At 73.0% G+C, this 13316-nt stretch carries 16 protein-coding genes; 10 read left to right on the forward strand and 6 right to left on the reverse strand.

Annotation, left to right across the window (positions count from 1 at the left end):
* The first annotated feature begins 74 nt into the window (after nucleotides 1-74).
* Nucleotides 75-1202: an 8-amino-7-oxononanoate synthase gene (locus ACZ7JA_RS18090; protein WP_351668646.1), complete on the forward strand. Its 1128-nt coding sequence runs from the start codon at nucleotides 75-77 to the stop codon at nucleotides 1200-1202.
* Between the two features lie 95 nt (nucleotides 1203-1297).
* Here ACZ7JA_RS18090 and ACZ7JA_RS18095 read toward each other — a convergent pair whose 3' ends face one another.
* Both ACZ7JA_RS18095 and ACZ7JA_RS18100 read right to left on the reverse strand, forming a co-directional pair.
* Nucleotides 1298-1522, reverse strand: coding sequence for a DUF397 domain-containing protein (locus tag ACZ7JA_RS18095; RefSeq protein ID WP_351668644.1), 225 nt, complete (start codon nucleotides 1520-1522; stop codon nucleotides 1298-1300).
* A 9-nt stretch (nucleotides 1523-1531) separates the two neighbouring features.
* The gene (locus ACZ7JA_RS18100; RefSeq protein ID WP_470809124.1) at nucleotides 1532-2392 is read right to left on the reverse strand and encodes a helix-turn-helix domain-containing protein; all 861 of its coding nucleotides are present in this window, start codon (nucleotides 2390-2392) and stop codon (nucleotides 1532-1534) included.
* 211 nt (nucleotides 2393-2603) lie between these two features.
* Between ACZ7JA_RS18100 and ACZ7JA_RS18105 the strand changes: the two genes are divergently transcribed.
* Nucleotides 2604-3062 carry an ATP-binding protein gene (locus tag ACZ7JA_RS18105; RefSeq protein WP_351668640.1) on the forward strand — a complete coding sequence of 153 codons (459 nt, stop codon included), beginning with the start codon at nucleotides 2604-2606 and terminating at the stop codon, nucleotides 3060-3062.
* Between the two features lie 190 nt (nucleotides 3063-3252).
* On the opposite strand, the gene ACZ7JA_RS18110 is transcribed toward ACZ7JA_RS18105, so the two are convergent.
* The 3 genes from ACZ7JA_RS18110 to ACZ7JA_RS18120 all read right to left on the reverse strand — a co-directional run bounded on the left by ACZ7JA_RS18110 (nucleotide 3253) and on the right by ACZ7JA_RS18120 (nucleotide 5248).
* Complete coding sequence (locus ACZ7JA_RS18110; protein ID WP_351668638.1) at nucleotides 3253-3726, reverse strand: C40 family peptidase; 474 nt, start codon at nucleotides 3724-3726, stop codon at nucleotides 3253-3255.
* Between the two features lie 568 nt (nucleotides 3727-4294).
* On the reverse strand, nucleotides 4295-4603 hold the full coding sequence (locus tag ACZ7JA_RS18115) for a hypothetical protein (protein WP_351668636.1): 309 nt from the start codon (nucleotides 4601-4603) through the stop codon (nucleotides 4295-4297).
* A gap of 6 nt (nucleotides 4604-4609) precedes the next feature.
* Nucleotides 4610-5248, reverse strand: a complete 639-nt coding sequence (locus tag ACZ7JA_RS18120) for an ATP-dependent Clp protease proteolytic subunit (protein ID WP_470809127.1) — start codon at nucleotides 5246-5248, stop codon at nucleotides 4610-4612.
* 86 nt (nucleotides 5249-5334) lie between these two features.
* Here ACZ7JA_RS18120 and ACZ7JA_RS18125 point away from each other — a divergent pair, with 86 nt between their 5' ends.
* From ACZ7JA_RS18125 to ACZ7JA_RS18160, 8 genes are all read left to right on the forward strand, one after another.
* Nucleotides 5335-5613 (forward strand): type II toxin-antitoxin system Phd/YefM family antitoxin, encoded by a 279-nt coding sequence (locus ACZ7JA_RS18125; protein WP_389296773.1) that lies wholly within the window; start codon nucleotides 5335-5337, stop codon nucleotides 5611-5613.
* A gap of 249 nt (nucleotides 5614-5862) precedes the next feature.
* On the forward strand, nucleotides 5863-6165 hold the full coding sequence (locus tag ACZ7JA_RS18130) for an urease subunit gamma (protein WP_351668630.1): 303 nt from the start codon (nucleotides 5863-5865) through the stop codon (nucleotides 6163-6165).
* An 11-nt stretch (nucleotides 6166-6176) separates the two neighbouring features.
* Nucleotides 6177-6488 carry an urease subunit beta gene (locus tag ACZ7JA_RS18135; protein ID WP_389296775.1) on the forward strand — a complete coding sequence of 104 codons (312 nt, stop codon included), beginning with the start codon at nucleotides 6177-6179 and terminating at the stop codon, nucleotides 6486-6488.
* Nucleotides 6481-8202, forward strand: a complete 1722-nt coding sequence (locus ACZ7JA_RS18140; RefSeq protein WP_470809130.1) for an urease subunit alpha — start codon at nucleotides 6481-6483, stop codon at nucleotides 8200-8202. The genes ACZ7JA_RS18135 and ACZ7JA_RS18140 overlap by 8 nt, the downstream gene beginning before the upstream one ends.
* Nucleotides 8202-8876: an urease accessory protein UreF gene (locus ACZ7JA_RS18145; protein WP_470809132.1), complete on the forward strand. Its 675-nt coding sequence runs from the start codon at nucleotides 8202-8204 to the stop codon at nucleotides 8874-8876. The genes ACZ7JA_RS18140 and ACZ7JA_RS18145 overlap by 1 nt, the downstream gene beginning before the upstream one ends.
* A gap of 157 nt (nucleotides 8877-9033) precedes the next feature.
* Entirely contained in the window at nucleotides 9034-9711 is a 678-nt protein-coding gene (gene ureG / locus ACZ7JA_RS18150) for an urease accessory protein UreG (protein ID WP_403684182.1), read from the forward strand.
* The gene (locus ACZ7JA_RS18155; RefSeq protein WP_450752670.1) at nucleotides 9708-10478 is read left to right on the forward strand and encodes an urease accessory protein UreD; all 771 of its coding nucleotides are present in this window, start codon (nucleotides 9708-9710) and stop codon (nucleotides 10476-10478) included. The genes ureG and ACZ7JA_RS18155 overlap by 4 nt, the downstream gene beginning before the upstream one ends.
* Before the next feature lie 109 nt (nucleotides 10479-10587).
* Nucleotides 10588-12195 carry an alpha/beta hydrolase gene (locus tag ACZ7JA_RS18160; protein WP_351668619.1) on the forward strand — a complete coding sequence of 536 codons (1608 nt, stop codon included), beginning with the start codon at nucleotides 10588-10590 and terminating at the stop codon, nucleotides 12193-12195.
* A gap of 52 nt (nucleotides 12196-12247) precedes the next feature.
* Here ACZ7JA_RS18160 and ACZ7JA_RS18165 read toward each other — a convergent pair whose 3' ends face one another.
* Nucleotides 12248-13276, reverse strand: a complete 1029-nt coding sequence (locus ACZ7JA_RS18165; RefSeq protein WP_389449545.1) for an NAD-dependent epimerase/dehydratase family protein — start codon at nucleotides 13274-13276, stop codon at nucleotides 12248-12250.
* Nucleotides 13277-13316: the final 40 nt, after the last annotated feature.

Below are 13316 nucleotides of genomic sequence, written 5' to 3' on the forward strand. Positions count from 1 at the left end.
GGTATTGCCACACCATGGGCGGGCGGCCGTACGGCTAGTGTCTGTCCGCTACCTACAAAAGCCCCGGAGGACCCATGGCGTTCGGCTGGATCGACGAGCAGGCCGAGGCGCGCCGCCGCGCCGGACTCGTACGGACCCTGCGCCCGCGTCCGGCCGACTCGCCGCTGCTGGACCTGGCGAGCAACGACTACCTGGGTCTCGCCCACCATCCGGAGGTCGCCGAGGGGGCCGCCGCGGCCGCCCGCGTCTGGGGCGGCGGGGCCACCGGGTCCCGGCTGGTCACCGGCACCACCGAGCTGCACACCGAGCTGGAGCGGGAACTGGCCGACTTCTGCGGCTTCGAGGCGGCCCTGGTGTTCTCCTCCGGCTACGCCGCCAACCTGGCCGCGGTCACCGCGCTGGGCCCGCACGGGTCCCTGATCGTGTCCGACGCGGGCAACCACGCCTCGCTCATCGACGGCTGCCGGCTCGCCCGGGGCGCCACCCAGGTGGTCGGGCACGCCGATCCGCAGGCCGCGCGCAAGGCGCTCGGCACGCATCCCGGTCCGGCGATCGCCGTCTCCGACACGGTGTTCTCCGTCGACGGCGACGCGGCGCCGCTGGCCGCGCTGGCCGAGGCGTGCCGCGAGCACGGCGCCGGGCTGGTCCTTGACGACGCGCACGGGCTCGGCGTGCTGGGCGACGGCGGCCGGGGCGCCCCGTACGCGGCCGGACTGGCGGGCGCCGACGACGTGGTCGTCACCGCCACGCTGTCGAAGTCGCTGGGCAGCCAGGGCGGTGTGGTCCTCGGCCCGGCCCGGGTCATCGCCCATCTGGTCAACGCGGCCCGCACCTTCATCTTCGACACGGGTCTGGCCCCCGCCGCCGTGGGCGCCGCGCTCGCGGCGCTGCGGCTGCTGCGGCGCGAGCCGGCGCGGGCGGAGCGGGCCCGCGCGGTCGCCGCCGAACTGCACGCACGGCTGACCGCCGCGGGTCTGGAGGCGGTGCGACCGGACGCCGCGGTGGTCTCCGTGCGGGCTCCGTCCCCGGAGCAGGCCGTGCGCTGGGCGGCCGACTGCCGTACGGCAGGCCTGGCCGTGGGCTGCTTCCGTCCTCCTTCCGTGCCCGACGGCATCTCACGGCTGCGGCTGACCGCCCGCGCGGACCTGTCCGGGGCCGAGATCGAACGCGCTGTACGTGTGATTCGCGAGGCGCGACCATGAGTCGGCGTGACACGGCCGCACATCTGGCGAAAGTGATCGGATCTGATCAGTAGGGGTCGGTCCGCCGGCCGGTTCTCAGGCCGGGTCCGGCCCGGTCACCGGAGCGCGGCCACGAAGCCCGCCCAGCTCCCGGGGGAGAAGAGCAGCGCGGGTCCCGCGGGGGCCTTGGAGTCGCGCACGGCGAGCAGTCCGGCGCACGGGCCGGAGTGCGGCCGGGCCGTCTCCACGCAGTTGTTCGCTCCGGTGCTGTAGCTGCTGCGCAGCCACCGCACGTCGTGCAGATCGGTACTGGCTGGGACGTTCCGAGGCAGAGCTGTCATGGTGCCTCCTTACGCGCCGTCACCTATCTCGGCGATGTAGTCCAACGATTCCTCGGGTGAAAGGGCGTGGAACTGAAGGGTGTCGAAGGCCTCGGCATAGGCCATGAGGTCTTCTTTCCGTTCCAGGTAGAGGCTACTCGTCAACTGGTCGAGAACAACTACGTCCAGATCAGAAGTGCTCGGAAATGAGAAGATAACGAAAGGCCCGGTGAGGCCGACATGCGCCCCCGCCGCGAACGGCAGTACCTGGAGCCGTACTTGGGGCAGCCGAGCGGCCTCCACCAGCCGTTCCAGTTGCCGCGCCATCACCTCGGGACCGCCCACCTCGCGCCGCAGCACCGCCTCGTCCAGCACCGCGGTCAGCTCCAGCGGCGGCTCGGACCGGAGCACGTCCTGCCTCGCCAGCCGCACCTCCACCAGCGCGTCCAGCCGCTCCTCGTCGACGCCCTCCACCGCCGCGCGGGTCACCGCGCGAGCGTATTCGGGCGTCTGCAGAAGGCCGGGAACCACCGTGGTCTCCAGGGTGCGCATCCCGCTCGCCTGCGACTCCAGGCTGATGAAGTCGCGGTAGGTGGGCGGCAGGACGCCCCGGTAGGCGTGCCACCAGCGGTTGCGGCCGCCCGCGTCCTCCGTGCCCGTCAGCATCAGCAGCATGTCGCGCAGTTGCCGGTCCCGCACCTCGTAGGCGTCGAGGAGTAACCGCACGTCGGCCGGTCTCACCCCGCTGGCGCCGGTCTCGATGCGGCTCACCTTCGACTGGTGCCAGCCCACCAGGAGGGCCGCCTCGCCACTGGTGAGCCCGGCCCCGGTGCGCAGCGCGCGCAGTTCGGCGCCCAGTTTGCGGCGGCGCACCGCGGGACCGTTCTGCATGGGAACTCCTTACTCCTTCCGGGCCGCCCGGATACGGTTGCGCGTCGCAGAGTTCACCGCTTCGGGCGACAGATATATGCATATCTTGGTGGATCGCTCCCCTGACCGGCCCGGTGGTGGCAGTCTGGCGGCGAAGCACCAGTCCGGGACCGTACTCGAACCATCCGCTCCTCGTCGGACCGCGGTCCCGTGGGAAAGGGACGACGTCGCCATGGCAGACCACCTGGAAGCATCCGTCACTCTGCCGAGCGATCCCGCCTCGGTCTCCGCGGCCCGTTCCTACGTACTGAGCACCCTCGCGGAGTGGGGCCTGCCGTCGGACACCGAAGTGGCCGACACCGTGCGCCTCATCGTCTCCGAACTCGCCACCAACGCCGTGCAGCACACCTTCGGCCAGTCACCCACCTTCACGGTCGACATCGCGCTCGACCGTGACGAACACCTGCGCATCGGCGTCACGGACAGTCATCCGCGCTTCCCCAAAAGACTGCCCGCCGCCGTCCAGCAGGACAACGGGCGGGGCATGGTCATCATCCGCTGGCTCACCGCCGAGTGCGGTGGCAGGCTCCGCGTCCGGCCCACCCGCGAGGGCGGCAAGACGGTGTCGATCGAACTGCCGTGGACCCACCAGGGGGAGCGGCTCACCGCGGCCGGACAGCAGGAACCCTGAGGAGCCTCCCTGAAAGCCGGCGAACCGGGGCCCGGTGCGCGGCCCCGTGACCGTCCCGCGGTGCCGCACGGGCCCCGGACGCGGCTGCGCCGCCCCGGGGCCGCCCGCGTGCTTCAGGCGGACGCCGGGACGGCGCCGACGGTCAGGGGGAGCGGCCCCGCTGCTGGAGCCGTTCCGGGGCTGGGCGGGGTCAGCTGACCCGGCCGTACCAGACGCTGCGGGTCCAGATCTTCTCGAGCCGGACCACGGCCCCGGTCTTCGGGGCGTGCCAGATCTTGCCCTTCCCGGCGTAGATGCCGACGTGGTAAACGCTGGAACCGGAGTGGAAGAAGACCAGGTCGCCGGCCCGGCGGTGGCCGGCGGAGATATGGCGGGTCCTGTTGTACTGCTGGGCCGCCGTGCGCGGCAGCTTCTTGCCCGCCTTCTTGAACGAGTAGAGCGTCAGACCCGAGCAGTCGAACCGGCGCGGACCGGTAGCCCCGTACTGGTAAGGCGAGCCCTTCTTGGAGGCGGCGATGTGCAGGGCCTTCGTCGCCAGAGTGGCGGCCGAGGCCTCGTTGGCCAGGCCGGGCACTGCGATGGAGCCGCCCACCGCGGCAAGCGTAAGAGCCGAGGCCGTGCCGGCCCGGGCCATCATCGACGGGACACGATTCAGCGCAGTCATGCGCAACCCTTCGTCAGCCGCCTGTGAAGGATGACCTGTCGGATTCGGGCTGGCGAAGTGGCCCGGCCGCGTTGCCGCGGCTTCACCCCAAGGGCTGCTCGGCACGACCGTCCGTCTGCGACGAACGTCCGTCCCGGCGACCCGTCTTGCCTGGGTCCTCCACTCCTGCCGATCCACTCCTGTCGACCGGTCATCCGGGCGGCGGCAGGACTCGGCGTCCGCACGGATCGCCCCGCCGCGGTGGCGGGGGCTTGTCGTCAGACAGGGATCTTCACTCACAGGTGTCCGAAAATCCCAACGGAACCGGGGATTTGTGGCGTTACTCACCACTCACCCGTTCGGGTGGACACTGCTCTGTTCGAGTCGTCGTCAACTCCCGCGCGTAGCCCCGGACCTGGGACGAAGCACCTCCGGGCAGGTCCCCGAGCGGCCGATCGCGCAAGTCGGAGGGTCAGAAAAAAAGCCCGGAGATACTCCGGCCGGGGGTACGTCGTTCGGGCCGTTTCAACTCGACGCCGGGCGGACCGTCGACGACCGGGTCCACCCGGCGCGGGAACCGGCGTCCGGGTCAGCCCACGCCATCGGGCGGGAGCACGACGCGCGCGGTACGGCGCTCGCCGTCGAGCACCCTCAGCGCCCGTGCCAGCGTGTCCCCGTGCAGCTCCGTCTCGCCCCGCCGGTGCATCAGGGCGAGCGCGTCGCGCAGCTCGGCGGCCTTGCGCACCAGGGCCTGCGCCGCGCGCAGCCCGCTGTAGGTGTCTCCCGGTCGCGCCGGGTTGATCCGGCCGAGCAGGTCGGCCGCCTCCAGGTAACGGTCGATCAGCTCACCCTCGGCCCTGGTCAGCGCGGGCAGCGGCGGCAGCTCGGGCGGCAGCACGGCGGGTCACCTCGCCCGCTCGGCGCCGGGACCGGCCTTGCGGCTCGGCACGACGCCGTCCACCAGGCCGTACGCCAGCGCGCCCGGCGCGTCCAGCACCAGGTCGCGCTCCAGGTCCCGGCCGACCTGCTCCGGCGTGCGCCCGGTGTGCCGGACCAGCAGTTCCTCCAGCAGCGCCCGTGCCCGGGTCAGTTCCCCGGCCTGGATGAGGAGGTCGCTCGGCTGCCCGTGGGCCGGCTCGGCCAGCGCGGGCTGCTCCAGCACCACCCGCGCCCCCGGCAGGATGAAGCGCTTGCCCGGGGCGCCGGCCGCGAGCAGGACCGCGGCGACCGAGGCGGCCTGGCCCAGGCAGTAGGTCTCCACGTCGCAGTGGACGTAGCGCATCGTGTCGTAGACGGCGGTCATGGCGCCGAACGAGCCGCCCGGGCAGTTGAGGTACAGCGTGATCTCCCGGTCCGGCGCCGCGTGTTCGAGATGCATGAACTGGGTGATCACGTCGGTCGCGGCGGTGTCGTCGAGCGGGGTGCCGAGGAAGATCACCCGGCTCTCGAACAGCTTCGAGTACGGGTCGAGCGTGCGGTGCCCGCCCGTGCCGGTGCGCTCGGTGAACTCGGGCAGGACGTGGCGGGCGGACGGTCGAGCCATGGGCGTACCCCTCCTCACGACGGGACCTCCGGCGGCCCCGCTTCTGTACAGAATGTACAGGAAGTACGTGACGTTATGATGGGGGCATGGCCTATGAGATTCCGGTGACGCAAGCCAGGGCTGAGTTCGCCGACCTGATCAACCGGGTGGTGTACGGCGGTGAGCGCGTCGTCGTGACGCGGCACGGCAAGCCGCTCGTCGCACTGGTCTCGGCCGTCGATCTGGAACGGCTGGAGGCGTCCGAGGAGCCGGCCGAGGAGGAGATCGTCAGCTCCGTGTCCAAGGTGCGCGAGGCGGCGCCCGCGGCCCGGGAGCGGCAGCGGTTCGGCATCGCGGCCGAGCATCGGGGGCCCGGCGTCTCCTAGCCCCGCGCGCCGAGGGCCGGTCACCGTCCGCGTATGGGGGAGTCCATCGAGTGGTCATGGGCCGGCCAAAGGCTGGTTAACGTCGCTGAAACTCCGGCGAACTAGCCTGCCGATCCACGCCACCAGGGGTTTTTCTGCCCGCGTTGATCACCATCGGGGCAATTTGTCTGTGTGTTACATCTGTCCCCGTCGCGGTGGCTGCGGCAACCGGACCCCGCACGGTCCGGAGCGAGGACTGTGAGGTGGGACGTGCAACTGACCCCGCACGAGCAAGAGCGGCTGCTGATCCATGTGGCCGCCGACGTGGCCGAGAGGCGCAGGGCCCGCGGACTGAAGCTCAACCACCCCGAGGCGGTCGCCCTCATCACCTCGCACATCCTGGAGGGCGCACGCGACGGCCGTACCGTCGCCGAGCTGATGGCGTCCGGCCGGAAGCTCCTCACCCGGGACGACGTCATGGACGGCATCCCGGAGATGATCCACGACGTCCAGGTCGAGGCCACCTTCCCGGACGGCACCAAGCTCGTCACCGTGCACGAGCCGATCGTCTGAGGGGGCCCGCGATGATTCCCGGAGAGATCCTGTTCGCGGGCGGCCCCGTCGTCTGCAACGAGGGCCGCGAGGTCACCCGCCTCACCGTCCTCAACGCCGCCGACCGGCCCGTCCAGGTCGGCTCCCACTACCACTTCGCCGAGGCCAACCCCGGCCTGGAGTTCGACCGCGCCGCCGCGCACGGCAAGCGGCTGAACGTCGCCGCCGGCACCGCCGTGCGCTTCGAGCCCGGCATTCCCGTCGCCGTGGAACTCGTGCCCCTGGCCGGCGCCCGGATCGTGCCCGGACTGCGCGGCGCCACCGGAGGTGCCCTGGATGCCTGAGATCTCCCGCGCCGCGTACGCCGACCTGTTCGGCCCGACCACCGGCGACCGCATCCGGCTGGCCGACACCGATCTGCTGATCGAGATCGAGGAGGACCGCTCCGGCGGGCCTGGACTCGCCGGGGACGAGGCGGTCTTCGGCGGCGGCAAGGTCATCCGCGAGTCCATGGGCCAGTCCCGGGCCACCCGCGCCGAGGGCACCCCCGACACCGTCATCACCGGAGTCGTCGTCGTCGACCACTGGGGCGTCGTCAAGGCCGACGTCGGCATCCGCGACGGCCGCGTCACCGGCATCGGCAAGGCCGGCAACCCGGACACCATGGACGGCGTCCACGCCGACCTGGTGATCGGCCCGGAGACCGAGATCATCGCGGGCAACGGGCGGATCCTCACCGCCGGCGCGATCGACGCCCATGTGCACTTCATCTGCCCGCAGGTCGCCGACGAGGCGCTGGCCGCCGGCATCACCACCCTGGTCGGCGGCGGCACCGGCCCCGCCGAGGGCTCCAAGGCGACCACCGTGACGCCCGGCCCCTGGCACCTGGCCCGGATGTTCGCCGCGATGGAGCAGTACCCGCTCAACATCGGCCTGCTGGGCAAGGGGAACACCGTCTCCCACGAGGCGATGCTCTCCCAGATCCGCGGCGGCGCCCTCGGGCTCAAACTGCACGAGGACTGGGGGTCCACCCCGGCCGTCATCGACGCCTCGCTGACCGTCGCCGACCGGACCGGCATCCAGGTCGCCATCCACACCGACACCCTCAACGAGGCCGGATTCGTGGGCGACACGCTCGCCGCGATCGCCGGGCGGGGCATCCACGCCTACCACACCGAGGGCGCGGGCGGCGGGCACGCGCCGGACATCATGACGGTCGTCTCCGAGCCGCACGTGCTGCCGAGTTCGACGAACCCGACCCGGCCCTTCACCGTCAACACCGCCGAGGAACACCTCGACATGCTGATGGTCTGCCACCACCTGAACCCGGCGGTCCCGGAGGACCTGGCCTTCGCCGAGTCCCGTATCCGGCCCTCCACCATCGGCGCCGAGGACGTCCTGCACGACCTCGGCGCGATCTCCATCATCTCCTCGGACTCGCAGGCCATGGGCCGGGTCGGCGAGGTCGTGCTGCGCACCTGGCAGACCGCCCACGTCATGAAGCGGCGGCGCGGCGCGCTGCCCGGCGACGGCCGGGCGGACAACCACCGGGTGCGGCGCTACGTCGCCAAGTACACGATCAACCCCGCGCTCGCCCAGGGACTCGCCCGGGAGATCGGGTCGGTGGAGACCGGCAAGCTCGCCGACCTGGTGCTGTGGGAGCCGGCGTTCTTCGGCGTCAAACCGCTCCTCGTCATCAAGGGCGGCCAGATCGCCTACGCGCAGATGGGCGACGCCAACGCCTCCATCCCCACCCCGCAGCCCGTCCTGCCCCGGCCGATGTACGGGGCGATCGGACGGGCGCCGGCCGGGAACTCGGTCAACTTCGTGGCGCCGCTCGCCGTGGAGGACGGGCTGCCGGAGCGGCTCGGGCTCGGCAAGCGGTTCGCCGCCATCGACTCGACGCGGTCGGTCACCAAGGCCGACATGCGGGAGAACGACGCGCGGCCGCGGGTGCGGGTCGACCCGGACAGCTTCGCCGTGCACATCGACGGTGAGCTGGTCGAGGCGACTCCGGCCGCGGAACTGCCCATGGCCCAGCGTTACTTCCTCTTCTGATGTCCAGGGCAGCCCTGCTCGTCCTGGCCGACGGCCGGTTCCCCGCCGGAGGGCACGCGCACTCCGGCGGGGCGGAGGCCGCCGTGAAGGCGGGGCGGATCACCTCCGCCGCCGGCCTGGAGGACTTCTGCCGCGGACGTCTGCACACCGCCGGGCTGGTCGCGGGCGCGCTCGCGGCGGCCGCCGTCCTGGGCGTCGAGCCACGGGAACTGGACGCGGCCGCGGACGCCCGCACCCCCTCACCCGCGCTGCGGGCCGCCGCACGGCGGCTCGGACGGCAGCTGCTGCGGGCCGCCCGGGCCTGCTGGCCCTGCGACGAACTCGACGCACTGGCGGCGGAGTTCCCCAAGGGGGCGCACCAGCCGGTCGTGCTCGGCCTCACCGCCCGCGCGGCCGGTCTCGCACCCGCGGACGCGGCGTACTGCGCGGCGTACGAGAGCGTCAGCGGCCCGGCGACGGCGACGGTCCGGCTGCTCAGCCTCGACCCGTTCGACGCGACCGGGGTGCTGGCGCGGCTGGCCCCGGAGCTGGACCGGGTCGTGGACCGGGCGGTGGCGGCGGCGCGGCGGGTCCCCGGCGGGGGAGCCGACGAGCTGCCGGCCGGGTCCGGACCGCTGCTGGAGGCCGGCGCCGAGTGGCACGCGGCCTGGCCCGTACGGCTGTTCGCGTCCTGAGGGACCGCGCCTCCCGCCACGCTCGACGCCCGTCACGCCGGGCCCCCGCCACGCCCAACCTGGCCAGACCTGCCCCGCCCCACGCCCGACCCCACCACGCCCACCGCCCGCGAAGGGCGCCGCCCCTCGCCCGAGGCGTCCCAGACAGGAGCCGTACATGCACCTCGACCACTCGCCGCACGGTCCCTCCGCCGTGAGTGCCGACGCCCGACGGCCCGACGGGACCCGGCGCGCCCTGCGCATCGGGCTGGGCGGTCCGGTCGGATCCGGGAAGACCGCCACCGTCGCCGCGCTCTGCCGGGCCCTGCGGGACGAGCTCTCGCTGGCCGTCGTCACCAACGACATCTACACCCGCGAGGACGCCGAGTTCCTGCTCCGGGAGGCCGTGCTGCCGCCCGAGCGGATCACGGCCGTGGAGACCGGCGCCTGCCCGCACACCGCGATCCGCGACGACATCTCCGCCAACCTCGAGGCGGTGGAGGACCTGGAGGAGGCGGTCGGGCCGCTGGACCTGATCCTCGTGGAGTCCGGCGGGGACAACCTCACGGCCACGTTCTCCAAGGGCCTCGTCGACGCGCAGGTCTTCGTGATCGACGTGGCCGGCGGCGACGACATCCCGCGCAAGGGCGGCCCCGGCGTCACCACCGCCGACCTGCTCGTCGTCAACAAGACCGACCTGGCGCCGTACGTCGGCTCCGACCTCGCCCGGATGGCCGCCGACGCCAAGGCGCAGCGCGCCGAACTCCCCGTGATCCTGCAGTCGTTGCGGGGCGGGGCCGGAGTGTCGGACGTGGCCGCGTGGGTGCGGGGACGGCTGGCCGCGTGGACGGCGTGACGGCGACCGGGGTCCGGGCCCGGGCGCGGATCGTCGCCCGCGGCGACGGGCGGGGCGGCACCGCGCTGCCCGTGCTGGAGGGCGCCGGCCCGCTCGCGCTGCGCCGGATCCGGGCGAGCGGTGACGAGGCGCGGGTGATGGTCGTTGGCGCGATGAGCGGCCCGCTCGGCGGCGACCGCTTCGCGCTGCGGGCGCGGGTGGCCGAGGGCGCCCGGCTGCACGTCGGCTCGGCGGCCGCCACCATCGCGCTGCCGGGCCAGCACAAGGGCGAGGCGCGGTACGACGTCCGACTCGACGTGGCCGGGGGAGCGGAGCTCGACTGGCTGCCGGAGCAGCTCATCTCGGCCGGCGGCAGCGACCTGCGCGTCACCACCCGGGCCGAACTCGGCGCCGGGGCACGGCTCGTGCTGCGCGAGGAGCAGGTGCTGGGGCGGGCCGGAGAGGAACCCGGACGGCTCACCAGCCGGCTCACCGTGCGGTATGCCGGCCGGACCCTGCTGGACCAGGAGCTGAGCTGCGGGCCCGGAGCACCGGGCGGCTGGGACGGCCCCGCCGTGCTCGGCGGCCACCGGTCCGTGGGGCAACTGGTCGTGGTGCGACCCGAGTTCGCGGACCGGCTCCCCGCGGCCCGGGCGCTGGGGGAGTGCGCGGCGCTGATGCCGCTCGCCGGTCCGGCGGTGCTCGTCAGCGCCGTGGCCCCCGACGCACTGAAACTGCGGGGGCTGCTCGACGAGGCGCTCGCCCTGCTCACCCAGGTGTCCCGCTGAGGAGACGCGTCGATCCGTTTATCGGATTGGTAAAGAAGGCTCGCCTCCCCTGTTCTCAGGTGGCTCACAGCCGCGAGGATCCCCGTCTGACCACTCGCAGCGATGTGCAATGGGAGCCCACTTGAGGGACAACAGACCGAAGAGCCGCCTCGTGGCGCTCAGTTCGGCCGGAGCGCTCGTCACGGCGACCCTGATAGCCGGCGCGATGTCGGCGCCCGCGGCCAGCGCCGACAGCCGCCACGGACGGGACCGCGAGGCCGTCGGCGCCGAGATCGCCGCAGCCCGCGCCGCCAAGGCCGGCATCGACTGGCGGGACTGCCCGGCCGACTGGGGCCTGGAGAAGCCCATCCAGTGCGGCTGGGTCTCCGTGCCGCTCGACTACAGCAAGCCCGACGGCAAGCAGATAGAGCTCGCCGTCGACCGCATCGGCAACACGGGAACCCCGAAGGAGCGCCAGGGCGCCCTCCTGTACAACCCGGGCGGTCCCGGTGGTTCCGGCCTGCGCTTCCCGCGCCGGGTCACCACCAAGAGCGCCGTGTGGGCGAACGTGGCGAAGGCCTACGACTTCGTGGGCTTCGACCCGCGCGGCGTCGGTCACTCGGCGCCCATCTCCTGCATCGACCCGCAGGAGTTCGTCAAGGCGCCCAAGGCCGACCCGGTGCCGGACACCGAGGCCGACAAGACCGCCCAGCGCAAGCTCGCCCGCGAGTACGCGGAGGGCTGCGCCGAGCGCAGCGGCACGATGCTGCCGCACATGACCACGCCGAACACCGCGCGCGACCTGGACGTCATCCGCGCCGCGCTCGGTGAGCGCAAGCTCAACTACCTCGGCGTCTCCTACGGCACCTACCTCGGCGCCGTCTACGGCACCCTCTTCCCGGGCCACCTGCGCCGCATGGTCGTGGACAGCGTGGTGAACCCGTCGAAGCGCAACATCTGGTACCAGGCCAACCTGGACCAGGACGTCGCCTTCGAGAGCCGCTGGAAGGACTGGCAGGACTGGGTCGCCGCCAACGACGCCGCCTTCCACCTGGGCACCACCCGCGCCGCCGTGCAGGCCAAGTGGCTCGAACTGCGCGCCACCGCCAAGAAGCACCCCCTCGGCGGCGTCGTCGGCCCGGCCGAGCTGATCTCCTTCTTCCAGAGCGCCCCGTACTACGACTCCTCGTGGGTTCCGGTCGCCTCGGTGTTCAGCAAGTACGTGGCCGGCGACACCCAGGCCCTGATCGACGCCGCCGCCCCCGACATGGCGGACAAGGCCGGCAACGCCGGCGCGGAGAACAGCAACGCGGTCTACACCGCGGTGGAGTGCGCCGACGCGAAGTGGCCCACCAGCTGGAGCAGGTGGGACCGGGACAACACCCGGCTCCACCGGGACCACCCGTTCATGACCTGGGCCAACGCCTGGATGAACCTTCCCTGCGCCACCTGGCCGGCCAAGCAGCGGACCCCCGTCGAGGTGGGCACCCACCGGGGTCTTCCGCAGGTGCTGATCGTCCAGTCGACGCGTGACGCGGCGACCCCCTACGCGGGCGCCGTCGAACTGCACAAGCGCTTCAAGGGCTCCCGTCTCATCACCGAGCGGGACGCCGGCTCGCACGGTGTGACGGGCCTGGTCAACCCCTGCATCAACGACCGGGTCGACGCCTATCTCCTCGGCGGCAAGCTGGACTCCGCCGACGTGACCTGCGCGCCGCACGCCACGCCCAAGCCGTAACCGGCTTCGGCACGGACCACAGGGGCGGCCGGGACTCCCGGCCGCCCCTTCGTCACACCCGCTCCCACCAGGCGTCCTCGGCCGCGTAGTCGAAGGAGCCGGGGTAGGCCCGCGCCATGACCGGGAAGCGTTCCCGCCAGTCGCCCTCGCGCAGCGCACCCGTCAGCCAGTCCACCGTCTCCGGCAGGCTGTCCGGGTACGACACCACCGGCCGGTAGCCCAGCTCCCGTTCGGCGGCGGACATGTCGACGACCACCGGCAGCGGCACCGACCACGGGCTCGCGCCCACCGTCCCGCCGGGCGGCGGGCCGTCCAGCGGCGCAGTCTCCGTCTCCACGCCCATGACCGTGTCGATCGCCGCCCCGATCTCCGCCGCCGTCGGCGCCTCGCCGTCGCAGGCGTTGAGCACCCGGGACCCGGGCCGGGCCGCCGCCAGCCGCACCAGCTCGGCGACGTTCCGGGCGCTCGCCGGATGGAAGCGGCTCTCCCCGCGGTACGCGAGCACCCGGCGGCGCCTGCCGTCCAGGTTCCGCTTCACGAAGTACAGCTCGCGGGGGAGCGGGCTGTGCGGACCGTGCACCGCGCCCGCCCGCAGCACCGTGGTCGGCAACTCGTCGCCGGCGGACAGGAGTTCTCGCTCCAGAGCCGCCTTGCGGGTGGAGTAGGTCGCCGGGCCCGGCGCCACCGCCGGCTGGGACTCGGGCACCGGCACCGGATACACCGGGAAGCCGTCCGGCTCGCCGGCGGTGTCGAAGCCGCGCCCCGCGCCGTCCTCGTACACCGACACACTGGAGACCACGACCGCGGAGCCGATCCGTCCCGCGAGGGACGTCAACTGCCGTGCGTGCGCGGCGTCGTACGCCACCATGTCCACCACCAGGTCGCAGCCGTCGCCCACCACGGCGGCGAGCGCGCCGTCGTCGGACCGGTCCAGGCGTGCCACCCGCACGCCGCCGTCCCACGACCCGTCCCGGCCGCCGCCCCGCGAGGCGGCCGTCACCTCCCAGCCGTCCCGTGCCAGCGCCGCCACCACCGGACGGCCGATCTGCCCGCTCGCTCCGATCACCACTGCCCTCTTCATACGGCGAGCCTAGGCGCGGGACGCCGCCGGATCCGAGCCG

Source organism: Streptomyces sp. NPDC038135, assembly GCF_055601245.1.